The sequence below is a fragment of the Microcoleus sp. w2-18bC1 genome (genome assembly GCF_036700365.1).
Lineage (GTDB): Bacteria > Cyanobacteriota > Cyanobacteriia > Cyanobacteriales > Microcoleaceae > Microcoleus.
Genome location: NZ_JAUBOS010000009.1, coordinates 1 through 25,328 on the forward strand (window position 1 = coordinate 1; position 25,328 = coordinate 25,328).

Below are 25,328 nucleotides of genomic sequence, written 5' to 3' on the forward strand. Positions count from 1 at the left end.
TTTAGCAGGCATTCACTTTGTCTGAATATCATTATGTTATATTATACCACTATGCGTTTTAAATGCACAACAGCTTATCAAACAAACCTTTGATGTCATTGCATATTTGAGCTAGGAGTCGGCGCATTGAAGGTCGATCGTGGTTTCGTTTTGTTGCCCTAAATCTTGAAGCTTGACGGGAATTTTCTTAGGTTAAGCCATTGCTTGAATAATGACGAGTGGGGAAGGAAACACAGACAAGAAAGCTGCATATTGGTAGAGGCTTATTCCGTGAAATATGCAGCTTTATTTATCACACTTTACCAATCGTTTCTCTCTAAAATTGATTGGGCAAAATCTCTCGTTGCTTCACCTGAGTGGTACCACCAAGATATATTTAAGGGAAAAGCTGGCAAATGCCCTTTAGGAGCATATTGTAAGTTAAAGTTTAAATCATCATAGGATTTCCAACCAAAAACGCCACCGAATAAACCTGCTTTTCCTCGCCAGCCCATCTTTTCTCCAAAATCGCCTACTTTTTTTGACACATCCCAATAAATTTGTTTTTGCGCCTTAAAACCAAAATGTCCATTACTATTCTGTGACCAAAGTTGATTGATAGTCCGTAAATCCTCAATGGGCAAGATTCTCAAATTTTGCTCAAAACCACGGCTAGCTATCTTTACTATGATCTCACAGGTTTCTTGGTCTGCTTTTTTCCATTCTCCCACTTGTAGTAAACTACTGAGTCTAGTATAGTCTATGGTCAAAGCCATATTGATTTCGCTAGAAATCAGAGCAACGATTCCTTCTTCGGAAGTAGCGTTATCTAAATAATGTTGACTTTGTTCCCTAATTTTATTTATAACTGTTGGCGAAGTTAAGGGATTAATATGTTGATTAAGTTTGGCTTCATAGAACTTACAAGCAGCATTTCCTACTGCATAAATCATTAGGGCTTTAGCAGAAGCACTTATTATTTTACTGGGAATCATGCCATATTCTAGCCAGTCTATACCTGCATCAATAGCTCTTTCTCCCAAAAAAGCTGCACCAAAGGCTGTTAAAGCTTCAATTTTTCGTTCGGGATCTTGTAAGTTAAATCCATAAATATCGGCAATCTGATAAACCATTTCTGCCGATAGTTTGGTGATTTCTGGTAAATCGTACTTAGCTATCCCCCTGATAACAGCTTCGGCTCTTGGAATTCCTCTAACTAAATCCACTCCAGCCGCTTGTAAGGATTTGTGAACAATAAGAACATGAGCAATTTCATAGGGAGATTTGTCTCGGTAGCTGTGCTTTAGCCTTTTAACAGACGATTCAGATGCAGCAAAATTAATTTCACAAATAGATTCACCAATCCAATTAACTAGACTATTCCAAGCATTTGAATTAGATTCTTGCTTTAGTTGTCGTAGTTGAGGATTAGCATTGACTTCAGTATTTATTTGAAGAATTTGTTCGCTGGTTTGTGGCGATGATGTTGTATTGGTCGGCGATGGTGCGGGTGTTGGTGCGGGTGCGGGTGCGGGTGCGGGTGTTGGTGCGGGTGTTGGTGCGGGTGTTGGCGATATTCCTTCAAATGGAGGTTCAATAACTTCATCAATAATCTCTGGGTATGTCAGTTCGTCTGACATCTCGAAAATTGCTCGCATTACTGGCTTCATCTGGTGGTCATCCATACTGTCAAAATCCTCATACCGACGGCGCTTGGCACGGTTAGCAACTTGAACAGTAATGCGGTAGCGATTGGAAGATGCCGCCACCAACTCTTCAGCACGTCGGATGAGTTGAGTGGAATCAAATTGAGGACGTTTCACCATAATTGAGTACCTTCTGGTGCAAATTTACCAGTAATAGGAGGGTTACTTATTAAGATTAAATAAGAGCTAGGCGAACTTCTCAACAGGGTAGGCAAGCGACGCTTTTTTTCCTACCCTTATCGCTTAAAACCAGCGCTTTTTGAGTTTCTTCAAGTGCGATCGCCTCAAATTTTCCACCAACCCCCGCAACTGGTTCAAATTACCCGCTTCGCCCCCGTACTTCCACCGCACGTAAGCCTGCGAAACCTCATCAATCACCTCAGCTTCATCAGTTGCATGATTCCCGCGCATAGCCTCAGCATACTCCAAAGGCGTTTGAGCGCGAGGTTTCACAAATCCCCTACTCGCCAAATCTTTCAGCATTTCCTGATAAACTCCCTCCACGGGCGGCAACTTCGCCAGCCAGCGGCGGTGGCGCCACTTGCGCCACAGTTGCCAAATTAACCAGCCAATAAAGCCAAAGGCGATCGCAGCAATCAAACCAGTAAATAACCCCACCCAACCCTTAGCAAACTGTCCCAGAAACCAGCCTACAATCAAAGTTATCCAGCCAATTACAAAACCTATGACTGAATCCAGCCCGCTTCTGAGAGGAGTCGGTAGCCAACCCGCGATCCAATTCCAAAACGATTCCAGCGCACTAAAAGTCTGGTTGTCTTCCACCGAAGCCGGAATCAGCGGATAACCGGGAATCGGATTAAAAGCAAACCAGCCATTATTGGGAAAATATACCTCCGTCATCAAAAAAGCGTCGGTATTTTTCACAACATAGTAACCAGTAAACGGGTTGAATTCCCCCGTATCGAAACCGCCCACCAGCCGCGCCGGAATCCCGATCGACCTCAGCATAATTGTCAGTACCGTCGAAAAGTGGTCTGGATATCCACCTGTAACTTTTTTGCCGTCCTGGGTGTTTTTGTAGCCAAACAGAAAAGCCTGGACTAAATCTTCACCTTCTTCTAAGTAAGGCAAAGCTTTTTCTATTTTGTAATTCGGATTTTGCTTTAAATATTGAGCCAAATACAAAGCTTTTTCGTAAGGAGAATCGATCGCTCTATCAGACTTAGCTACTCTCGTCCTTGCTAGCAATATTTCCTCAGTTTTTGCCCGCACCTTTGCGGCAATTTCCGGCGGCACATCCAAATAGAAATTGCGAATATTTTTCGGGTAATTAGTACCAGTTTTACCCAACAAAGCTCGATCGCGAAAAGGCACATTAGAAATCACCGTATAAGTCACACCTTCTCCCAATTCTGCAGGCGCTCGCAAACCCCCCTCCGCATCAATCGCCGCCTCTGGACTAGGAAAATAAAGCTCCTTCGGCTTGTTTAAAGCCGGAATCAAATTCGGCATTGGAGCAACAATAGTATAACTTTGAATCACCTCTTGAGTCCGAGGCGCATTGGGAAACGGATTCAAATAAAATTGATAAGACCAGCTAGGTCGAGTCAGCTTTTGAGCTTGTTCGTTGCGAGAAATTTCCCAACCCTGACCAGTGTATTTGTCAAAGCCTAATACCCGCCAAAAACCCGCAGCCTGCGATCGCACCCGCATCACCACTTGAGGTTTCATTTCCCCCCGCAAATTTTGATTAATGCGCTGGTTGAAACCGTAATAAAAAGTAGAGTCTACCTCTCCTGGCCCAGAGTCTGGATTTCTCCCCGTTCCTCCGCCAGTTCCTTTTTCATTTCCCCCTCTAACATACCCCGGATTCAGAATGCTGCGCGAGTCAAACTCCCCCTGATATTCAATAGGAGCACTCACCGGAAAAGTCCGCAACTGATAGCCAGGGAGGCGTGGCAAAAACGCAAAAATAGTCAGCCCCAACCCGACAGTTATCAGTAGCAGCCAACCAAAATACTTTGGGGATAAAGTAGCAGCAAATAGCGACAGGCTTTCATTTTTCCCTTTACCTTGTGCTTTTTCGCCAATGGCTTCTGGCTTCAAAAATCCCAAGCGCGATCGATAATCCAACACTAAAGTCGGAAGTGCTAAAGCCAAAAACACCAACAACAGCGGCCCAAAAGTCAAGGTTTGGCTGAGAGTCGCTGCTACCCCTAACAAAATTAGCCCGATTACCATCGAATAGCCCAAATCCTTGCGGCGGGGCAAATCGAAACTGTGCAGCACTTGAAGTTGGATTAACAGTTGCGCCAAAACTAACCGCGTATCGTTCAATTCTCCCACCAAGCGGCTAAAAAAAGCGAACAGCGCCACCAGCATTCCAATAGCTATGCAGAACTTAGCAGCTACATTGCGATCGCGGCGGCGGTACCAACTCCAAGTTGCTCCCACAATACTAACAGGCACAGCCCACAGGTTTAGAGCTTCTTCAGCAGCAACGTCAGTAGCTACAATTCCCACAATTACCAACAACTGAACTAGGATTCGCAGCAGTAAAGAATCCTCAATCACCGGCGGAGGCATGGCCTCAATCTGCTCCCACAGCTTACCCAACACAGGTATATTTCGCAGGTTATCAGTTGTCATGTGCACCCATCCAACTATTTTAGATTTTAGATTTTAGATTTTAGATTGAATCCACAGATAAATCTGGATTTTAACTAATATCTAAATCTTATTTCCCTGTCAAACGATTTTAGATTTTAGATTTTAGATTGAACCCACAGATAAATCTGGATTTTAACTAATATCTAAATCTTATTTCCCTGTCGTTAGATTTTAGATTGAACCCACAGATGAATCTGGTGGCTTTAACTAATATCTAAACTTTTTCGCTTTCCACGACCGAAGTCGAGGGATTCCATCTGTTTTTGTGTGAGGTCAAACCACAGAGTAAACACCTACATTATTTACTCTAAATAGACCTTTCTAGTTGCTATATTGTCCTGCCCAAATTGGACGAATAGCAAACATCAAAGGTCTGGTCTCGAAGTTTTGGAATCGAACTTCTAGGGCATAAGTCTTGTTAGGTTGCGGGTCAAACAACTCCACACTTAAATGCCCCGAATTCGGACGGTGTGCAGTTGCTTCGGCATCTCCTCCCTTGAGTTCCAAACTTCCTGCCCCCGGAAATTGGCACTCAACTCTTAAACACGGCATTGGCTGTTCTCTGTTGGGGTTCGAGAGGTATTGAGCCTCCAGAGTCAGCGCACCCAAACCAGTCAGCCACTCCCGGGAAACCGGCGGCTGATTCACAGGACAATCGAGAGTTAGAGACTCAATGATTTCCTTGGCGGCCAACAGCGATAGCACCATTTGTTGATCGGTACTGGCTGCTTCGTAATTCGGGAAATCTTCTAAATCTAGAAGTCCCCGCAAAGAACCTCGGAGCACTAAACCAGCTAACTCGTTGAGTTCCTGAGACTGGCCCGGAAATAAGCTATCTACAGCGCGAACTAACTTTGAGCCTTGCCGCAGCGACGACATTACCAGTTCCTGACAAGGTTCTAGCAGTTGAGCAAAAACCCCTTGGGCGATCGGAATTGGCAGGCGGCCCCACCTGATATTTTGTAGTTGGGGAGTCCAGATGTGTAGGGGGGGAACCCATTGCGGGGCTACATCGTCTGGGTAGTCGTGGTCGTAGCTTTTGAATTCTGTTTCCCAGGGGAACAGCGGCGGGTTAGATTCAATTTCGGCTCTAAGCCTTTCTTTTAACAAGGTCTGAAAACGGTCTTGCACGGTCGGTATTTCTCCAATTGTCAGCGGTTGTGCGGGTGCATTGTTGTGCGCCCCCACTTGATAGTCCAGCGGGTCTGGTTCGTCCCATTCCCAGTATTCCACCCCGGAATTGTCTTCTGTGTCGCCCCACTCTTCTGAGCGAGGGGATGGATTGAGGTTTTCCTCATTTTCGTTAGAGGTATTCGCGATCGGCACCTGCAATATCCAGTCTAAAAAATGGCGATCGAAAGCCTCTGCATCCCTGTTCGTTTCGTTATTCATCACTAGATGCCCCTTCTCCGGAATCTGAACGATTTCGCAATTCCCACGCAAGTTCCAGCAATTTAAACCACCGCTTCTGTACCTGGGCTACCGTGCTACCCAGGGTTTGGGCGATCGCTGATTCTGACAGACCCTGTTGTTTCAACTTTAGCAAACGCTGTCCCTCTGGACCAATTTGCTCGCCAAACGCCTGCCACTGAGAAGGCAGCAAACCCAAATTGCGGTCTAAGTCTGCTTCCAGCCACTGGTGAACAAGTTCCCAGCGGTGCGACATGGCGAACCTGAGCAAATGGTACTTGAAGCGCTGCTGTAAATAGTCTCTTTGGCGGGGAGTTATGCCCAGAAGCGACTCTATTTCATTAGTCGGCAAGTCTTGCAAGCGCAGCACGAAGTAATCGGCGCAGTCTTGTTGATTGCGCTCTTTCAAGTAAGCCACTAATTCGTCAATCACGTTTAGCCGCAGAGATTCTGACTCGTCGCCTTGCGGGCGAATTGCAGCGGAACCCTGTCCTGCCATCGCTTCCCGCACGGAGTGCACCGAGGTGTCGTTCCAAGTTTGGTCGGAATCGGAAGCCCCTCCGTCAGCGGCTTGTTCCATATCTACGGAGGTTTCTTTGGGCTGCTGCTGGGAAAAGGTTTGGGCCCGTAAAATAATTAGTTGCTGACTGCGGTTCCGAGGTAAAGGAATGCGCCGCTTGCCGAAGCGCTCTACAAAGGCCATGTACTCTGCTAGTTCTAAGCGAGTGCGGGGACTGTAGGTAGGTGGCAGTTGGGTTTCGCGCCGGAATGCCTTTAAAGCTTCCAGATAAAATCCTTGCAAAAAATCTTTGATCAGTTCTACTCGCGCCTGATAGCTAGACTGCACCTGCGGAGGGGTGATGTAGCGATAGACGATCGCGCTGAGGGTACTGTGCAATTCTACTCGCCCGGGCCCGGAGCCTAAATTGTAATAGTGGAGGCATTGTTGCAGGCGGTGCTGAGCTAGGCTCTGGGCTGAACCTTCTATATCTCCAGAGGCCTGAATCCGCTGGCTTTCAGTGCATATCCTGTTGACTTCTGCTGCGAGTCGCCCTGCTACATCTTGGCAGTTCTGCTCAGACGCGCGAGTGGACTTTTTGAGTTCGTCTAACAGCAGTTGAAATATGGTTTCCACGCTCTGGCAGATTTCCCGCATGATGGTTTACAGCTAACAATGAAAGTAGCACAGTTAGTCAAAGTATGGATAAATATTTCCTACCGCTACTTTACCCCGGATTCCCCAGATAGGACAAACTGCAATGCCCTCTTTCTCCTCCTTCGCGCAAACACAGAGGATTGCTTTTTTTATCTCTCCTGGAGACGCCATCCGCCAAGAACCAGGTTTAAACAGTTGCCATAACGATGGTTCATCAGAGTGTCGGGTTGGACAAAGCATTCATGGGGGCCCAAAACGCTACACGGCCGTTGATACCTTCGGCTGAGTGCTGTGGTGGTCACAGCAGCGCAAGTCCTTCCCAAGGTGAAGCGAGCAAACAGGCTCTCTCTTTCGGTCTACTAGATGGGGTCAAGGGTTATATTTAATTGCAAGTTCCTTATGCCATCATTTAAACCCGCCCGCACAATTAAGTGTGTGTGATGTTCGTTAACTTCGGCATAAATTCCTTGATTTTTACTAACAATCAGAGTGCAGCCTTTTTATATAGCGGGATTGAGCGGGGGTTCCCCTGCTGCCCAATCGATGCGATCGGCAAACAAAAGCGCTTCGGAACAATAAGTTTGATTGCATCTATCTAAGGGTATCAATATTGCAATTACTTTAACCTGAAAAGCAGATATTTTACTAAAATGCGATCGTCTTCGATCGTCCTCTGGGTTGATGTAAGTGGTTGGGTAAATTTGTTCTAATAAATGTAAAGTTAGATTTGAAGGAACAATTTCAATGCGTAAGTTAAACATAGGTCTATCTGACGAGCAGCGTGCAGGCGTTATCGAACTATTGAATCACGACCTGGCAGATGCTTATCTGCTGTTAATCAAAACCAAAAAGTATCACTGGGATGTAGTTGGCCCACAGTTTAGATCGCTCCATCAGTTGTGGGAAGAACACTATCAGGCGTTAACACTAAATATCGATGCTATGGCTGAACGGGTGAGAACTTTAGGTGGTTATCCAATTGGTACTGCTGAGGGCTTTCTGAAGTATGGTTCGATAAAAGAACATATCGGCGATTTGCCTTTGGCTACGGAAATGGTATCGCGTTTAGTTGACGACCACGAACTGATTATTCGCAATCTCCGCAAACACGTTGAACAGTGCGGTGAAGAGTTTAAGGATGACGGAACCGCAGACTTTTTGACTGGTTTGATGGAACAGCACGAACAAATGGCTTGGATGTTGCGATCGTTTATTGAAGGGGAATCTATTTCGCCCGATGGTAAGCAGCCCCAAGCTCAAACTGCTACAGCTTCTCACGCTTAGAGATATTAAGTAGAGGGAATAAGGAAGTTCGGCAACGGATTCGCTCCACGGATGTAATGGATGTAACGGATGTCAGGAAGCAGGAAGCAGGTTTTTTTTATTTAACCCTCTTTCCTGATTCTCGATCGACCAACCAGGCAGAATTAAACGCCCTCTAGCTTCCTCAAAAACCCGGTTTCTTCAAAAAACCGGGTTTTTCAACGTAGGGTTTATGTAGATTTTCGATTTCCTAAACTATTGAATCGCATTCTTTCGTATAGCTGCGATGGCAACATTCTGTGAGCCTTGGTTCGCGCCTCAATCCTAGCAAGTGTCGTCCCTTCACTCGATTCTGATGCTTGTTTTAACTCTAACCCTGATTCTGTTGGCGGTGGGAGTATTATTTTTAATATACTTTCAATTGACAGCAGATACAAATTGTGGCGCAAAAGTGCCATTAATAAATCTTCTTTGAAAGCTCGATACAGCCAAGATAATGTACTGCGGTGATTGCCGCTGCGGTTGCTTTTAACAGCTAAGTAAATGTAAAAATTGCTGCTAGACCAGTGATAAATTCTGCTGGGAATTTCGGGATGTTGCTGTCGGACATCTGCCATAATTAAAGAGTGAGCTTTGGCCATTGCTGCATAGTTGCTAGACATACTGCTGGCAATCTGCCGATAGCCAACTAAGTATTCTGGTACGACTTTAAATTGATAATGTTCGGCTATGCGGAGGTGCAGTTCCCAGTCTTCGCAGCCTTGAGCGTTTTCTAGTTTAAGTTGGCTGTTGTAACCGCCGACTTTTGCAAAACAAACGCGGCGGATTAGAGATGAGCTGGCATTGCCTATAAAATATTTATAAATTAATGCTGTGTAAACTTCTCCTTCGATGGTGGAGTTATAAAATCCACCTGTGAGCAAGTCTTTTTCATTTATATCAACTGACCAGGAATAGACAACTCCGACAGATGGTGCTGAGGAATTCAGGCAGTTAACTTGTTTTTCTAGGTTTTGCGGATACCAAATATCGTCGGCATCGATGGGGGCAATATATTCGCCTTTTGATTTTTCAATTGCTAGGTTGCGGGCGACGGCGACGCCGGAATTTGGCTGGTGGAATAAGCTGACTCGGCTATCTTTTTGAGCAAAAGATTGGACGATTTTGGCTGTTGTATCTGTAGAGCCGTCATCAACTACTAAAACTTCTATGTTTTGATAAGTTTGAGATAAAACAGACTCTAAGGTTTTAGCAATAAAATTGTCAGCGTTGAAAGCTGGTATGATGACTGAAACTAATGGCTGATTTAAAGTGTTTTGGGAGTTGTTCATGTAATATAAAAAAGGGTTTATGTAAAAGTTTTGGTTCAAAGGGAGCTAGCTAAGGGTATGTTAGCAAATTACGAAAGCTCGATCGTACAGCGTCAGAAATTTTAAGACGTATATTTGACGTATATTTAAAATATATTGCCAAAAATAATAAAATGTGCATTGACTCCGCAGTCGCGATCGACACTTGGTGCAGGAGTCATTCGGAGATGAGGTCTGTAAAATAAATTGTACCGCGCAAGTCCTGACAGTTCCCGGATACCCGTAGAAAGTATGTTTTATTTTATACGGTGTACTTACTTATAAAATCACAGTCTTGTGCGGTGCAACACAGCCGCACAAAAATCCTGCCGGTGCTTTTTCGCAAGTTTACACAAACAATCCTATATTTAAAGATTTTGTAAAGCTGTTGTCTGCATCAGGTCAGTCTCAGCAAGATATGGCGTAGAATACAGGTATGAATTGGGGAAAATCCAATCGAGAATGCCAGCAAAAAATCTAGTTGAATACAAACAGCAATCGAGTTATAAATAAAAAAGTAGAGCTAATTTTACCCTTAGTAAAGTAGCAACAATAAAATCCCAGCAAATTTTAGCCCCTGCAACTTAAACAATTTAGGTAATGATTTCTACCGCCGACCCCACTGTATCCGTTATTATCCCAGTCCACAACGGGGGCTCTTACTTCCGCACCTGTTTGTCAAAACTGGCTCAAGCTGTGCCCAAACCGATCGAAATTATTGTAGTAGCAGATGGCGAAAGCGACGGTTCCTGGCGTCTGGCCAAGGAATTCGGCGCCAAACTGATCAGGATTCCCGAATGCGGGGGGCCAGCGCGGGCAAGGAATTTGGGTGCCCAAGCTGCAAAGGGAGATATTCTGTTTTTTGTGGATGCTGATGTCGCTGTTTGTCCAGAAGCTGTGGGCTATGCGATATCGGTGTTCAAAAATAATCCCTACTTAGCTGCTTTCATTGGCTCTTACGACGATGATCCTGGAGATCCTGATTTTCTATCGCAGTACAGGAACTTGCTGCACCACTACGTGCACCAAACAGGTAACGAAGAAGCTTCGACTTTTTGGGGCGCTTGCGGAGTGATTCGCCGGGAAATTTTTTTGCAAATGGGTGGCTTTAATGAGAGTTATCGCCAAGCTTCGATCGAAGATATTGAGTTCGGCTACCGTTTGAAACAAGCAGGTTATAACATTCGGCTGTGCAAAACATTGCAGGTTAAGCATTTAAAGCAGTGGAAACCTATGGGGATGGTGAAAGCTGACTTTTTCTACCGAGCACTGCCTTGGACAGAACTGATTTGGCGTGATCGCCAATTGAATAACGACCTCAACTTGCAAGTTTCAAATCGCATTAGCGTGATTTTAACTTATGCAGTGCTGCTGGCAGTTTTGGGAACGTGCTGGTCGCTGAGCTTTCTGTTACTGGCTAGTTTGCTGGCCATACCACTGGTAGCAATTAATGCACCGCTTTACCGATTTTTTCACCGTAAACACGGTATCCTATTTGCCCTGAAAACTATTCCGTGGCACTGGCTTTTCTACTTTTACAGCGGACTGGCATTCGCGATCGGCACTGGTCGCTACTTATACCAAAAAAAGCCTGTGACTGGCAAAGTTAGCTTGCCGGTATCCGCTCAATAAATCAAGGTAATTTGTGCTTAAACATCAGGTAGATCGATAGTTTCTCAGGGTATTCACGGGTGCATCTATCCCTTTGACAAGTTATAAATAACTGTATAGTTTCGATAAAAAAGCTGGAGGTAGGCTGAGTGAAACATTATCCTGTTGCGATCGTGGGTGCAGGCCCTGCGGGCTTGACTGCTGCCTATGAGCTCGTCAAGCAAGGCATCATCCCTGTTGTACTAGAAAAAGGTGATAAAGTTGGGGGAATAGCTCGCACAGAAACCTACAAAGGCTATCGTTTCGATATTGGCGGCCACCGCTTTTATACTAAAGTTGAAGCCGTGCAGCAGTTGTGGCAAGAGGTTCTGGGAAATGAGTTTATTAAAGTGCCACGATTGTCGCGAATCTTTTATCGAGGTAAATTTTTTAACTATCCGATCAGTGCCTTCAATACTCTCTTTAATTTGGGCATAATTGAGAGTACGCTAATTATTTTGAGTTATCTGAAAGTGAGAGTTTGGCCACTTACCGAAGAAAAAACTTTTGAACAATGGGTGATCAATCGTTTTGGCGAACGCTTGTATAAAACATTTTTTAAGACTTACACTGAAAAAGTTTGGGGCATTCCTTGTTCGGAAATTCAAGCAGATTGGGCGGCCCAGCGGATTAAAGGATTGTCGCTGACGACAGCAATTATTAATGCTTTGTTTGGTAGCAACGACACTAAAACATTAATCAAAGAGTTTGATTATCCAGCTTTGGGGCCGGGGATGATGTGGGAAAAGTTCGCGGAAGCTGTGGAGAATAAAGATGGCAAAGTTTATCTCGATACTAAAGTGATTAGCTTTGAGCGTGAAGGGAATAAAATTAAAAGTATTACTGCTGAGCAAAACGGAGAATTAATTCAATATTCCGCGGATAATTTCATTACCAGTATGCCGATATCGGCGCTGGTAGCAAGAATGAAACCGCAGCCGCCCGAAGAGGTATTGCACGCCGCGCGATCGCTCAAATATCGAGATTTTTTGATTGTATCGCTGATTGTCGATCGCAAGGATTTGTTTCCTGACAACTGGATTTACATTCACTCTCCCGAAGTCAAAGTTGGACGAATTCAAAACTTTAAGAATTGGAGCGCAGCTTTAGTTCCCGATGTCAGCAAAAGTTGTTTAGGAATGGAATATTTCTGTAGCGTAGGCGACGAGATTTGGGAAATGTCGGACGCTGAACTGATCGAATTAGCAACTCGCGAATTGGTTGGTTTAGGGTTAGCAACAACGGCTGATGTGGAAGATGGAGTGGTCATACGGCAACTTAAAGCTTATCCAGTTTATGATGGAGAATATCGAGGACACTTGCAGGTACTTGAAGGTTTTTTGAAGGGATTTGAGAATTTGCAGACGATCGGGCGCAACGGTATGCACCGATACAACAACCAAGACCATTCCATGCTGACGGGGATGCTGGCTGTGAGAAATATTCTCGGCGAAAAGCACGATTTGTGGGATGTGAATACTGAGCGATCGTACTATGAAGACTTTAGTGTCGATCGCTCAAAAGAAAAGAAGGATTCGGATTTGATTTCGCAGTCAATATAGGCAGCCGAGATAGGGATTGCCATGAAAAAAGCGAACCTGCCAAACTTAATCGGCTTGACAGCAAGCACCTTCGTACTCCTGCTTTCTGTGCAGTGGTTTGTCCCTATCCAACTCGACTTAATGGAAGCGATAGCCGCGATCGCTTCTGCTTGGAGCGTTTGGCTGCTTGCTAAAAACAATCCCCTAGGCTGGTGGATCGGCTTAATCGGAGTTATCGCCTACGCTGCGGTGTTTTATCAAGTTAAACTTTACGGCGAAGTTGCGATTCAATTTTTCTATTTAATCACGAGCTTGCGAGCAATTTATATTTGGCTGCAGGGCGGCGAAAACAGCACAGAAAAACCTGTATCTCGCATGGATCAACGCTGGCTCATCCTCACCGCAGTCTTAGTTACAGTTGGCGTATTTGCCTTGCGAACAGTATTAGTATATTTGGGCGGTGCGGCACCATTTTGGGACGCCCTGACCACCATCTTAAGCTCGATCGCCCAGTTGTACCTGATGGAACGCTATCTCGAAAGCTGGTATTTGTGGATTGTTGCAGACACGATTTACGTTCCCTTGTACGCCTCGCGCGGGCTATATCTGACGAGTATTTTGTACGCGATATTTTGGTTGATGGCAATTTACGGACTGCAAAATTTTCAGCGGATTTACTCGGAACAAAAGTTAAAACAGCAGCAATCTTTATGATACTGGGTGTTACTGTAGGCAAATTTTATCCCTTCCACAAAGGACACGACTACTTAATTCGAGAAGCTAAAAAAAAGGTTGACCGTTTAATCGTTCTCGCCTGTTACAAAACAAATCAAGCAGTTGCAGGAAGCGTTAGAGCCGACTGGATTCGGTTTTTGCATCCCGACGCAGAAGTTATCGAAGTCCTCGACGATTTGCCGGAAGCCCCCGAACCTTGGGCTCAGAGGACTCTTGAGGTGCTTTCCGGGCGAAAACCAGATATCGCTTTTACTTCAGAAGATTACGGGGAACCTTGGGCAAAACTGATGGGAACTCAACACTTTGCAGTCGATCGCGAACGGCTCAAATTCCCGATTTCTGGAACCCAATTGCGATCGCACCTAGCCGAACACTGGCAAATGCTGACTCCCCCAGCCAAAGCCTACTTTGCCAAACGAGTCTGCGTGCTGGGTGTAGAATCGAGCGGCACAACTACCCTGGCACGATCGCTCGCACAGCACTACCAAACTGTTTGGGTTCCCGAATACGGCAGGTGTTACTGGGAAGGTAGGCAATATTCGCCCGAACCTGAAATTTGGGACAGCTATGAATTTGTAGAAATTGCCAAAAAACAAGCTGCTATAGAAGACGATATTGCTACTCGCGCTAACAAAGTCGTTATCTGCGATACAGATTCTTTAGCTACTTGTATTTGGCACAAACGTTACCTTGCTTCGGAACACCCGACACTCGAGCAAATTGCAGACAGCCGCCGCTACGATTTGTATATCTTGACTCAGCCGGATTTCGGGTTTGTTCAGGATGGAACGCGAGAAAGCGAACATTTACGGATGACTATGCACCAACAGTTTGTTGAGGTCCTTCTGCAGAAAGGAAAGCGGTATATTACTGTGGGAGGAACGCACGAGTTGCGAATGTCGGAGGCAATTGGGGCGATCGATTCAGTGTTGGTGTTTGAACGATTAAAGGAGCTAGAGAATTAGGAATAAGTGGAGTGCGATCGCGCACCTTGTATTTGCGGGCGATCGCTCTTTTGAAATATCTCTTTATTCTGTAGATATCTATTAGAATAGTCGCACTAGGCGGTTAAAATGATTGCAGGGAAACGATTTATGAAACTCATGGATTTGCCCCAAGATGTTCTCGATGATTTATGTCAGGATCAACAGTGGCGATTAGATATCGATCCAGGATTTGACAGCAAACACGAATTTTGGATGGCGTGGCACCATTTTCTCAAGTTACCGGAGGAATCCTACTTTGAGATCGCCGAAGATAGTCTCGCAGATTTTCTCACAGTTGAAGAGTATAACCTGCTGCTGCCAGTGCCGCGATCGCACCATGCCAGCATCGATCCCATTCGATTGATTTCGAGTGCTGACCAACAGACACTTACCCTGTTTCTTCAGGACTCTTACCATCGTGATTGGTTCACAAAGCCCAGCGATGCCCGTTATGGATTTCTGGCGATCTGCGATCGCTATCAGAAGTTTGGTTGCGATTTCTATCTTGCCAGCTATTATCATTTCGCTTACCTCCTCGGAAAGGATTATGAAGTGGCTGTAGCGATTCTTACTCAAAAATTAGGTCAGCTACCGTAGTTGATGTCCGATTGAATGATATCGATTCAGATGAGTTTGTATTGAGGACTTTAGTCCTTCGATCCTGCGGACTAAAGTCCAAGGGCAAAGATTCTCCCAAGGTGAGGCAACGCTCTGCAAAAATTGTTGTTTGAGAATGCACGCAGGATTTGGCATAATGGAGAGAGATATTTTGGTTGGTCAGGCAATTATCTATGTATATATTGCCTTACAGATTTTTTGGGGCTCACTTTTTCAGTGCCATTAGACTAAAGTCCTCACTACAAACCAATGTGAATGTGGTTGTTTGACCGGAGATAATAGGACTTTACGATTCTTTAAAGAAGCGGATGATTTCGCGGACATGGTTGAGAAATTGTCCGTCATCGGTGAGTTGGGCGATCGCACTTTCTGCATCTCTTCTCAGGTGAGTGTGCTCTGCTTGATTTGTCGCTTGCAAAGATTGTAGAGATGCGGATAAAGTAGTTAGTTCTATTCTGATAGCTTCCCGTTCCCGATTTTGGACAGCCACCCATGAATTCGGATTGTCTGAACTTAATTGATTGCTCAAATCTCTAACTGTAGATTCTAAGTTTGCAAAGCGGCTGCGGAGTTCGACAATATCTTCGCGGGGGTGCAAAAATTGGCGGCGGATACTTGTCAGCCTTTGGGCTAAATACTGATAACCTCGAATAGCTGGACGCAGTACAGTTAACAGCAGTGCAGCAGCGGAACTGAGATAGCCAATCGCACTAATTCCGGCGGCGGCTAGGGCGTAAAGTGCGATCGCGCTAAACAGGTGAAGTGCGATCGCCACAAAGAGCGATCGGCTAACTAATACAGTAACGTATTTGACTTGTTCCTGATCGACAGCAATGTTTTTTTTAGTCGATTCTGCGGCTTGGGCTAAAACTTCTTTAGCTTCAAAATGGATATTCCAGGGAACTGTAACTATCAGCAACAGCCATTCAAAAATAGCAATGGCAATTATCCAATCAATAAAACTGCCGGCGGAGACGTGCAGCCATTGCAGAATGGCAAAAACTAGCAGCAAAAATATGCCTGTGGCGGCACCAAAACCTGCAAAACTGTAATACATAGCGATGCCTTGGTGGAATGTTGTTTTGATTGTGGGTAGGTGTTTTAGGTCTGGAGTAATAAACTGTGACAGTTAAGTGAGCGTCCTATTAATCCCGGTTCATTAGTTATGAGTAAAAGTGCAGGCCAAGGGTTGCGATCAACCTGTTTTTTCCCACAAATGCTCGCTCTACCTCAATCGTGCAAGTTAGTTGAGAATTGGGGTAGGTTGTTTAGGTATGGATTCATAAGGTGTGACAGTTAAGAAATCGTCCTATTGAACCCAGTTTATTAGTGATTAGTAAGACTCCGGGAGACAAGGGTTTCCAGACGCCTGGTTTGTTCCATGAACATACACGGGCTTGAACCCATCAATAATAGTTAAAGGAAACGGTTTGTTTTTTTGGGAGTGCGTAAGTCCTCAATAATGAGTCATTGGCGATTAATTAGAGCGACACAAACAAACTTGACAATGTAACAAAATGTAAACTAATTACAACCTCGGCGATTGCTTCATTTCACTGGCAATGACATACTTATGTTTTTCGCAGTTCATCTAGTTAGTAATCAGGATGAAGTCAATCGATTTTAGATTTTAGATTTTAGATTAAAGAATTGAAGCATTGACCCCACGGATGAATCCGGGGGCTTGTATCCTGGATGCTTTGGGTCACATTCTCCCCTACTCATACCATTTGAGATTTGAGATTTGAGATGGGGAATGGCTGATTATGTATGGGTTTGCAGATTCTATACAGTTGCATTCATTTTTTGAACTGGTATCACTAACGGCGTTACGCGGTGCTAGTCCTAGAAAAGCAGGAATCTCAAAACGCTCCCCTCTATCTATTTTTATTTTCCAGAGCTGCTAAATCACCTGTGGCTGAGATAAACTGATTTGGAAGTAGAGCGCGCGTTTTGCAAGTTGCCTCTGTGTAACCGAGACACTGCTACTGCAACCTGCCCTCAGCCACAGCAAAATAGATGCCTAAATTAACTCTACATTCTCGGATTTCCATTAACAGGGCGTCTACAATCTAAAATCAAAAGTGAGCAGCAAGGACAAACCGATGGCGAACTCAACTCTTGGCCTAGAACATCAACTTTACGATTATCTGTTATCTATTTCTCTGCGGGAGCCCGATATTCTCGCTTCACTACGGGAAGAAACTGCTAAGCATCCTATGGGGATGATGCAGATTGCTCCTGAACAAGGTCAGTTTATGGAGCTCATGGTGCAGCTTATGGGAGCGACCAAAACCTTAGAAATTGGCGTTTTTACTGGTTATAGCGCGCTGTGCGTAGCTTTAGCACTGCCTCCTAACGGTCAAATTATTGCCTGCGATGTCAGCGAGGAATATACTGCGATCGCACGACGCTATTGGGAAGCTGCGGGCGTGGCTAATAAGATTTCTTTGCAGTTGGGCCCCGCAATAAATACTCTCGACAAACTAATAGCCGAGGGACAAGCTGGAACCTTTGATTTTGCCTTCATCGACGCCGATAAAGAAAATTATGAGGCTTATTTTGAGCGATCGCTACAACTTGTACGCAATGGCGGTTTAATTGTAATTGACAATGTTCTGTGGTCTGGACGAGTTGCTGACCCTCAAGTACAAGACGAAAGTACCACCGCTATTCGTAGTTTCAACGACAAATTGCGTAACGATCCCAGAGTTACTCTCAGTGTTGTCCCCATTGCTGACGGACTGACTTTGGCATTGAAACGCCGTTGGGCTACTCTGATGGAACCTGAACAGCATAATTAAAGAGTTATTTGCGGTTTGTGGTGGATTTCTAAGGGACTCATACCACAGCTATGAAGAAACCGGATTGCTGAGTCAGTCGATTTTAGATTTTAGATTTTAGATTTTAGATTTACCCCACAGATAAATCTGGGATCTTGAACTTTGGTCTAAAATTTTTATCTTTCCACGACAGGAGTACGTGGCACGGTATCCGTTTTTGGGCTGGGTCAAGCTTCTGGGATAAAAGGGATAATTTTTTTTCATACACCCCGTTTATAGGTTCAGTACTGTTTTTAATTGTTGCAAACCGCGAAGAAATAACAATTTAAGAATATTATATATAAACAACGTAATTAATTGATTTGAGGCGTAACTTCGGGTGTCTAATTTACAACTAAAATTACCAATTCACGAAACTTTTCAGTGTACTGTTCAAGGCGAAGGTTACTGGACGGGGACTTTAGTTGATTTTATCAGATTGGCCGGTTGCCCTGTGCGGTGTCCTTGGTGTGACACAGGCTACGCAAATGGGGGCAAAGGTTTGCCGTCTGTGCCGCAGTCGATCGCACAATTGCTCGCTCAATTGCAGTCTCCGAGGGTAGTCATTACTGGCGGCGAACCTTTCATTCACCGCGATTTGCCTGAGTTAGTTGAAGCTTTGTTACAAGCTGACAAGCAGGTGAGTATTGAAACTTCGGGTGCTTGCTGGCAGGATGTTTCCCCCCAGGCTTGGATTACTCTTTCCCCGAAGGAACACGTCAATCCTAAATATCCGGTTCAAGAGCTTTTCTGGACTAGAGCTAATGAAATTAAGTTGGTGATTAGCACTGGCGAAGAAGTTAAATTTTATCACAAGCATTTAGAAAGTAATGTGAATATTCCGGTTTTTTTGCAACCAGAATGGAACTCAAAAAGTTCAGCAATTCCCATTATATTGGAGTTGCTAAAACAGAATCCTAGTTACAGGTTATCTTTGCAAACTCACAAGTTGATTGGCGTGCAATAATTTGATGATTTAGCCCTGGCTATTCGTCAGGTGGGCGGTGCAGAATGGGGAGTGCATTGCCTTAGAATCTGTGGAAATATGTGCGCTATAATTAAAGTAGCAATTTATGATAATTTGAACGTAATGGAAACAACTACGGAAACTCCACTGGGAAAAGTTATCACAACCCTAGTAATTACGAATCGGATTGATGAAGCTAAAGCAGAAGATGGTCTGATTCCAATGGAGCAAGTCAGGTCTGTTACTCTAGAAAATGTTTTGGTGGATACGGGCGCGACAACTTTGTGTTTGCCTAAAGATGTCATCGCCAGACTGGGTTTGAAAATTCTCAAGCAAGTAGTTGTGGAAACAGCCACGGGCATTAGTGAGGCGAGGATTTTTCGGGATGCTTCGATTTCTCTGTGCGGGCGCGAAGGGACTTTTGAGTGTTTGGAATTGCCAGAGGGGAAAACTTCACTTTTAGGGGTGATTCCGATGGAAGCGCTGGGAATTGAAGTCGATTTGAAAAATCAAAGATTGAAAGTTTTGCCCGACGGGCCGACGGAAACTTATTTGACAATTCTTTGATATTCTTGAGTTTGGATGCCAGCTATTCGATCTGCAGCGCTAAGATGGTTAAGCACTGTTTTGCACTACTCTCATGTCCCAACGCGCCGAAACCTCAAACAGCCAGCCAAGTGCATCCCGCAACGGGCATAATGTGACGAATTCTCACTCTAACAACCAAAATACGATTCGGGTTCGCGGTGCGAGACAGCACAACCTGAAAAATATCGATCTGGAACTGCCGCGCGATCGCCTGATCGTTTTTACGGGTGTCTCCGGTTCTGGTAAGTCTTCCCTCGCTTTCGATACAATTTTTGCCGAGGGCCAGCGCCGCTACGTGGAGTCTCTCAGCGCTTACGCGCGCCAGTTTTTGGGACAGTTGGACAAACCGGATGTGGACGCGATTGAGGGGTTGAGTCCGGCTATTTCGATCGACCAAAAGTCAACTTCTCATAACCCGCGATCGACTGTTGGCACTGTTACAGAAATTTACGATTATCTCAGATTACTCTACGGCAGAGCCGGTGAACCGCACTGTCCGATTTGCGATCGCTGCATTGCGCCGCAGACTATTGATGAAATGTGCGATCGAGTCATGGCACTTCCCGACGGCACTCGCTTTCACCTTCTGGCACCAGTTGTGCGCGGAAAAAAAGGCACTCACCGCAAATTATTGTCGAGTTTAGCTTCCGAAGGATTTATTCGTGTCAAAGTTAACGGAGAAATTTTAGAACTTTCGGAAAATATCGAATTAGATAAAAATCATACGCACAATATCGAGATAGTTGTCGATCGGTTAATTAAAAAACCCGGTTTAGAAGAACGTTTAGTTGATTCTCTGGCAACTTGTTTGCGCCATTCTGAGGGAATTGCGATTATTGAAGAGTTACCGACTGAAGAAAATTCCCAACCACAGGGGCCGATGGTATTTTCCGAAAACTTTGCTTGTCCCGAACACGGCGCGGTAATGGAAGAACTTTCACCCAGGTTATTTTCGTTTAATTCGCCCTACGGCGCGTGCCAAAACTGCCACGGTTTGGGGAGTTTGCGGACTTTTGCGCCGGAGTTGGTAATTCCCGACGAGAAAGCGCCTCTTTATTGTGCGATCGCGCCTTGGTCAGACAAAGACAATTCCTATTATCTCTCTTTGCTTTGCAGTATTGCTGATAGTTGTGGGTTTGATATCGACACTCCTTGGTATCGATTAAAGCCCGAACACCAGCGGGCGATTTTGTACGGCAATGAGCAAAAGCGCAGCGCAGAAGGTAAAAAGCGCGAGGGCAGCACTGATTTTAGGAGAGATTTTAATGGCGTGATTGCCATGTTGCAGCGCCAGTACGACGATACTGGTTCTGATTTGATCAAGCAGAAGTTGGAACAGTATCGGGTCGATCGCTCTTGCGAGGTTTGTCACGGCAAACGCTTGAAACCCGAAGCGCTTTCGGTGCGGTTGGGACAGTACGGAATTGTGGATTTAACCAGTATTTCGATTCGCGAATGCCGCGAACGAGTAAATAATTTGGGATTGAGCGATCGGCAATTCCAAATATCCGATTTAGCCCTGAGAGAAATCAAAGCAAGGCTGCAATTTTTGCTCGATGTCGGGTTAGATTACCTGACTTTAGACCGCGCCGCAATGACACTTTCTGGCGGAGAAGCCCAGCGAATTCGGCTAGCGACTCAAATCGGTTCTGGTTTGACTGGTGTGCTCTATGTTTTGGACGAACCCAGTATTGGACTGCATCAAAGAGATAACTTTCGCCTGCTGCAAACCTTAACAAAATTGCGCGACTTAGGCAATACTTTGATTGTCGTAGAACACGATGAAGAAACCATGCGGGCGGCCGACCACATTGTTGATATCGGGCCCGGTGCTGGCGTGCACGGTGGCAAAATTATCTCGCAAGGAAGCTTAGAAAATTTGCTGGCGGCCGAGGAATCTTTGACCGGGGCTTATTTGTCGGGAAAGCGAGTAATTGAAACGCCTAATGAAAGGAGAAAAGGCAACGGCAAAGCTCTCTCAATCATAAATGCGACTCGCAACAATTTAAAAAATATCGATGTGGAAATTCCCCTCGGAAAACTCGTCTGCGTGACGGGGGTTTCCGGTTCGGGGAAATCAACTTTAATCAATGAATTGCTGTACCCGTCGCTGCAACACTATATCACCAAAAAAGTGCCTTTACCCCCCGATATGGACGCGCTCAAAACGAAGGGCGAACGCTCTCTAGAGGATGTGATTGATAAGGTAATTGTCATCGATCAATCTCCCATCGGTCGCACTCCGCGTTCTAATCCCGCTACTTACACGGGAGTCTTTGATGTGATTCGCGATTTGTTTGCCGAAAGCATTGAAGCGAAGGCCAGAGGTTACAAAGCGGGGCAGTTTTCTTTTAACGTGAAAGGGGGAAGGTGCGAAGCTTGCGGCGGCCAAGGCGTGAACGTGATTTCGATGAATTTTCTGCCGGATGTTTACGTGCAGTGCGAGGTTTGCAAGGGTGCGCGCTACAACCGTGAAACGCTGCAAGTGAAGTACAAAGGCAAGTCAATTTCTGATGTGTTGAACATGACTGTCGAGGAATCTTTGGAAATGTTTAAAAATATTCCCAGGGCGGGCGTCAGACTGCAAACTTTGGTCGATGTTGGTTTGGGTTACATTCAGTTAGGACAGCCGGCGCCGACGCTTTCTGGAGGGGAAGCGCAGCGGGTAAAATTGGCAACGGAACTGTCGCGCCGTGCTACTGGGAAGACGCTTTATTTAATCGATGAACCGACGACGGGTTTGTCGTTTTATGATGTTCACCATTTGTTAAATGTGCTGCAAAGGTTGGTGGATAAGGGTAATTCAATTTTGGTAATCGAACACAATTTAGATGTGATTCGGTGCTGCGATTGGGCGATCGATTTAGGGCCTGAAGGGGGAGATAAGGGCGGCGAAATTATTGTGGCGGGGACGCCGGAGGATGTGGCGGCAAATCAGAGGTCTTATACTGGGAAGTATTTGCAAGCGGTTTTGCAGCAGCATCCTTTGGGGGAGGCTGTAGCTGTTAGTTAATAGTAACAGTAATTACGCAATTGGCATACTAAAATCAAATTGTAGGGTGCGTCAGGTGAGCTTTTATAACGATTATTGAGAGTTTAAATATTTGACGCACCTTACAACTGAAATTCGTACTACTCTAATGGGCGATCGGTTACACTTATTGGTGCGTAACATTCGGGTATAATATGTACTAATATTGTCCGATGTAAATCCTTGGGTAAAAGCTACAAATGGCAAAGGATCTCTTCCACAACACGGTCAAAATCGCCCTACAAAAAGATGGCTGGAAAATTACCCACGATCCCTACCAGTTACGCTATGGTGTTGCTGATGTCTACATCGATCTTGCAGCCGAAGAAGCGATCGCCGCTGAAAAAGAAGGACGTAAAATAGCTGTAGAAGTCAAAAGTTTCGCAGGTGGCTCCACCATTTCTGAATTCCACACCGCCCTCGGTCAATTCCTCAACTATCGCATTGCCATCGAAGTCTCTAGCGAACCAGAACGTATGCTGTATCTGGCAGTTCCCACCGATACCTACCAAATGTTTCTCAGATTTGAACCCGCAAAAACAGTCATCGAACGTTATGAAATTCGACTAATTATTTACAATCCAACTCGTGAGGCGATCGACCAATGGATAGACTAAACGAATACCGCAAAATTGTGTGTAACTTTCTCGAAGACTTTTCTACAAATGACGCAAATGCTCAGTTAATATTCGATTTCGCCCGCGATCGATATCTCGTTATGCACAACGAATGGCGCGACGAATATCGCATCTATGGGTGTGCCATGCAGCTCGATATCATCGAAAATAAAATCTGGATTCAACACAACAGTACCGAAATCTACATCGATCGAGAACTGATTCAACGTGGCGTGTCTCCTCAAGATATCATTCTTGGGTTTCGCTCCCCCAGCATCCGAAAACTCCTTGCCGCCAACTCTTGCTAGAGACAAAGGTTGGGAACAGTTAGATAGATATTTGGCTAGGTTGGGACAAGATTCCGGTTGGTTGGTCATTTTCGATCGCCGAGTGAATGCACCCAAACTCGAAAACGGTTGAACACTGAGATTCATACTACTCCAAGGGGGCGATCTGTTACATTATTCGAGGGTGAAATCCTGGTATATTATGTACTAATAGTAGACGCGATATTAACTATCTTGAATTGTGGGAGACATTGCCATATTTTGTGCTTGTGTCTGCATGAATTCAATATCCGATCGCAACCAAGTGCGGGGCCCGCTGCACTGATGAGCAATTAACAGCCCCCACAGTCCTTTGTTCGTTAAAATTGGCACAACTAAATTGGCGCGAACTTTCAGGCTACGCAGAAAATCTCGGTGGCATGGGTTAATTGGTTCTACTTCAATATCTGCAATTGCTTTAACTCTGCCGGCTTCGTACAAAGCAGCGTATTCGTCGTTAAAACACTCATCTGGCCCCGTTGAACCCAAGATTGAGAGTTCGATCGCGCTCAACATCTCGTAAGTCACTCGACCTTGCCACTGTCTGTAAAAATAGTACAGTAAGGCGCGATCGCTCTGCAAAATTTCTCGAATGTCGTAGAGGGATTGTTCAACTAATACATCGCGCTTTAGACGATCTGTCAAGCGGTTAACAATGTTTTGCAGGCGATCGCCCGACATAGTATTAACTCCTTTAATTCCTAGTACACTCGCCAGTTCTTAATTCTTGAACTTGCACAATTACCACACCTCAAATTGTTGCGCTTCGGCATTTTCGCGCGCTCGAAAATGAGTAATTTTTGGCTTAACAGTTGTCTGGATGCCAGCGACATTATACTATTATTTTGACAGAGATAGCAATTTTTTTGGGAAACGGGCGATCGCGTCGGACCCCCCAAGCTACGGCTTTTTTGCGCGAAGAAGCACTGGCGGGACGCCTGTTCCACAAAGGAAGAGAAAAGGAACAGTTTACAAGTGCTGGGAGAATTGCTACATATGCCTAAAGTTGGTTCCTCTTAAACAGAGGAACTGCTAGGATATCTCGAAAGCTAGAGGAAGCATCAAATATGTCTGTGCTAGAAGCTGCTTGGAAACACGAATTTATCCCTACTAACGGCATTAAACTGCACTATGTCACTCAAGGTTCGGGGCCGCTGATGCTGATGCTGCACGGATTTCCTGAATTTTGGTATTCTTGGCGGCATCAAATCCCGGAATTTGCATCAGATTATAAAGTTGTCGCTGTAGATCTCAGAGGTTACAACGACAGCGACAAACCTCACGATCAATCTGCTTACGTGATGGCAGAGTTTGTGCAAGATGTCAAGGGCATTATTCAGGGTTTGGGATACGAAAGTTGCGTCTTAGTTGGTCACGACTGGGGAGGCGCGATCGCCTGGAATTTTGCTTATGCTTATCCCCAAATGGTGGATAAATTAATTGTGATGAATCTACCACATCCTGCCAAGTTTGCTGAAGGGTTACGCACTCCCCAACAATTGTTGAAAAGTTGGTACATCTTTTTGTTTCAGTTGCCAGTTTTGCCGGAGTTGTTAATTCAGTTGGGCGACTATCAGGCAATTTCGGCTGCTTTGGAAGGTATGGCAATTAACAAAAGCACCTTTACCCCCTCAGATATCGAAGCTTACAAAGATGCTGCTGCCAAACGGGGTGCTCTGACTGCTACTATCAATTATTACCGCAATATTGCTCGCGGATTTCTCGATCGCCAGAATTGGAGCGTGCTGCAAGTTCCGACGCTGATGATTTGGGGAGAAAATGATGCCGCCCTCGGCAAAGAGTTAACTTATGGAACAGCAGATTACGTCCGCGATTTTCAGATTCATTACATTCCTAATTGCAGCCACTGGGTGCAGCAGGAACAGCCGCAGTTAGTGAATCGGTACATGAGAGATTTTTTGGCAAGTAAGTTCATTTAATATTATATTCAGT

Annotated in this window: 22 protein-coding genes and 1 pseudogene; 14 read left to right on the top strand and 9 right to left on the bottom strand. The window is 45.1% G+C overall.

The window, feature by feature from the left end; translation table 11 throughout:
• Positions 1-299: 299 nt before the first annotated feature.
• The 6 genes and pseudogenes from QT979_RS07995 to QT979_RS08020 all read right to left on the bottom strand — a co-directional run bounded on the left by QT979_RS07995 (position 300) and on the right by QT979_RS08020 (position 7,643).
• On the bottom strand, positions 300-1,112 hold the full coding sequence (locus QT979_RS07995; RefSeq protein WP_333309254.1) for a GUN4 domain-containing protein: 813 nt from the start codon (positions 1,110-1,112) through the stop codon (positions 300-302).
• Between the two features lie 468 nt (positions 1,113-1,580).
• Positions 1,581-1,805, bottom strand: a pseudogene (locus QT979_RS08000) (DNA-directed RNA polymerase subunit omega); the annotation flags it as partial.
• Between the two features lie 123 nt (positions 1,806-1,928).
• Positions 1,929-4,295, bottom strand: a complete 2,367-nt coding sequence (locus QT979_RS08005; protein WP_333229515.1) for a transglutaminaseTgpA domain-containing protein — start codon at positions 4,293-4,295, stop codon at positions 1,929-1,931.
• 342 nt (positions 4,296-4,637) lie between these two features.
• Entirely contained in the window at positions 4,638-5,708 is a 1,071-nt protein-coding gene (locus QT979_RS08010) for a hypothetical protein (protein ID WP_333309116.1), read from the bottom strand.
• A complete protein-coding gene (hetZ, locus tag QT979_RS08015; protein WP_333214106.1) occupies positions 5,701-6,882 on the bottom strand; it encodes a heterocyst differentiation protein HetZ in 1,182 nt (393 codons plus the stop codon). The genes QT979_RS08010 and hetZ overlap by 8 nt, the downstream gene beginning before the upstream one ends.
• A gap of 500 nt (positions 6,883-7,382) precedes the next feature.
• Positions 7,383-7,643 (bottom strand): hypothetical protein, encoded by a 261-nt coding sequence (locus tag QT979_RS08020; RefSeq protein ID WP_333214104.1) that lies wholly within the window; start codon positions 7,641-7,643, stop codon positions 7,383-7,385.
• On the opposite strand from QT979_RS08020, the gene QT979_RS08025 reads away from it, so the two are divergent.
• Complete coding sequence (locus tag QT979_RS08025) at positions 7,627-8,166, top strand: Dps family protein (protein ID WP_333080946.1); 540 nt, start codon at positions 7,627-7,629, stop codon at positions 8,164-8,166. The two genes, QT979_RS08020 and QT979_RS08025, sit on opposite strands and share 17 nt — an antisense overlap.
• Before the next feature lie 209 nt (positions 8,167-8,375).
• Here the strand turns inward: QT979_RS08025 and QT979_RS08030 are convergent, their stop codons facing one another.
• A complete protein-coding gene (locus tag QT979_RS08030; RefSeq protein ID WP_333214102.1) occupies positions 8,376-9,476 on the bottom strand; it encodes a glycosyltransferase family 2 protein in 1,101 nt (366 codons plus the stop codon).
• 618 nt (positions 9,477-10,094) lie between these two features.
• Here QT979_RS08030 and QT979_RS08035 point away from each other — a divergent pair.
• From QT979_RS08035 to QT979_RS08055, 5 genes are all read left to right on the top strand, one after another.
• Positions 10,095-11,126 carry a glycosyltransferase family 2 protein gene (locus tag QT979_RS08035; protein ID WP_333214100.1) on the top strand — a complete coding sequence of 344 codons (1,032 nt, stop codon included), beginning with the start codon at positions 10,095-10,097 and terminating at the stop codon, positions 11,124-11,126.
• 128 nt (positions 11,127-11,254) lie between these two features.
• A complete protein-coding gene (locus tag QT979_RS08040) occupies positions 11,255-12,706 on the top strand; it encodes an NAD(P)/FAD-dependent oxidoreductase (protein WP_333214098.1) in 1,452 nt (483 codons plus the stop codon).
• Between the two features lie 21 nt (positions 12,707-12,727).
• Positions 12,728-13,399: a nicotinamide riboside transporter PnuC gene (gene pnuC / locus QT979_RS08045; protein ID WP_333214096.1), complete on the top strand. Its 672-nt coding sequence runs from the start codon at positions 12,728-12,730 to the stop codon at positions 13,397-13,399.
• On the top strand, positions 13,396-14,385 hold the full coding sequence (locus QT979_RS08050; protein WP_333309119.1) for an AAA family ATPase: 990 nt from the start codon (positions 13,396-13,398) through the stop codon (positions 14,383-14,385). The genes pnuC and QT979_RS08050 overlap by 4 nt, the downstream gene beginning before the upstream one ends.
• Positions 14,386-14,514: 129 nt before the next feature.
• Positions 14,515-15,003: a hypothetical protein gene (locus QT979_RS08055; protein WP_333214092.1), complete on the top strand. Its 489-nt coding sequence runs from the start codon at positions 14,515-14,517 to the stop codon at positions 15,001-15,003.
• A gap of 307 nt (positions 15,004-15,310) precedes the next feature.
• Here the strand turns inward: QT979_RS08055 and QT979_RS08060 are convergent, their stop codons facing one another.
• Positions 15,311-16,081: a hypothetical protein gene (locus QT979_RS08060; RefSeq protein ID WP_333309121.1), complete on the bottom strand. Its 771-nt coding sequence runs from the start codon at positions 16,079-16,081 to the stop codon at positions 15,311-15,313.
• 1,048 nt (positions 16,082-17,129) lie between these two features.
• Between QT979_RS08060 and QT979_RS08065 the strand changes: the two genes are divergently transcribed.
• From QT979_RS08065 to QT979_RS08095, 7 genes are all read left to right on the top strand, one after another.
• On the top strand, positions 17,130-17,828 hold the full coding sequence (locus QT979_RS08065; RefSeq protein ID WP_333309122.1) for a class I SAM-dependent methyltransferase: 699 nt from the start codon (positions 17,130-17,132) through the stop codon (positions 17,826-17,828).
• 358 nt (positions 17,829-18,186) lie between these two features.
• Positions 18,187-18,813, top strand: coding sequence for a 7-carboxy-7-deazaguanine synthase QueE (locus QT979_RS08070; RefSeq protein WP_333309124.1), 627 nt, complete (start codon positions 18,187-18,189; stop codon positions 18,811-18,813).
• A gap of 123 nt (positions 18,814-18,936) precedes the next feature.
• A complete protein-coding gene (locus QT979_RS08075; RefSeq protein ID WP_333309256.1) occupies positions 18,937-19,380 on the top strand; it encodes a retroviral-like aspartic protease family protein in 444 nt (147 codons plus the stop codon).
• A 73-nt stretch (positions 19,381-19,453) separates the two neighbouring features.
• Positions 19,454-22,414 (top strand): excinuclease ABC subunit UvrA, encoded by a 2,961-nt coding sequence (gene uvrA / locus QT979_RS08080; protein WP_333309126.1) that lies wholly within the window; start codon positions 19,454-19,456, stop codon positions 22,412-22,414.
• Positions 22,415-22,632: 218 nt separating this feature from the next.
• Complete coding sequence (locus tag QT979_RS08085; protein ID WP_333214083.1) at positions 22,633-23,049, top strand: XisH family protein; 417 nt, start codon at positions 22,633-22,635, stop codon at positions 23,047-23,049.
• Entirely contained in the window at positions 23,037-23,357 is a 321-nt protein-coding gene (locus QT979_RS08090) for a XisI protein (protein WP_333214080.1), read from the top strand. The genes QT979_RS08085 and QT979_RS08090 overlap by 13 nt, the downstream gene beginning before the upstream one ends.
• On the top strand, positions 23,338-23,469 hold the full coding sequence (locus tag QT979_RS08095) for a hypothetical protein (protein WP_333214078.1): 132 nt from the start codon (positions 23,338-23,340) through the stop codon (positions 23,467-23,469). Before QT979_RS08090 ends, QT979_RS08095 begins: the two co-directional genes overlap by 20 nt.
• Before the next feature lie 92 nt (positions 23,470-23,561).
• Here the strand turns inward: QT979_RS08095 and QT979_RS08100 are convergent, their stop codons facing one another.
• The gene (locus tag QT979_RS08100) at positions 23,562-24,056 is read right to left on the bottom strand and encodes a GAF domain-containing protein (RefSeq protein WP_333214076.1); all 495 of its coding nucleotides are present in this window, start codon (positions 24,054-24,056) and stop codon (positions 23,562-23,564) included.
• Between the two features lie 386 nt (positions 24,057-24,442).
• Between QT979_RS08100 and QT979_RS08105 the strand changes: the two genes are divergently transcribed.
• The gene (locus QT979_RS08105; RefSeq protein WP_333214072.1) at positions 24,443-25,315 is read left to right on the top strand and encodes an alpha/beta hydrolase; all 873 of its coding nucleotides are present in this window, start codon (positions 24,443-24,445) and stop codon (positions 25,313-25,315) included.
• Positions 25,316-25,328: the final 13 nt, after the last annotated feature.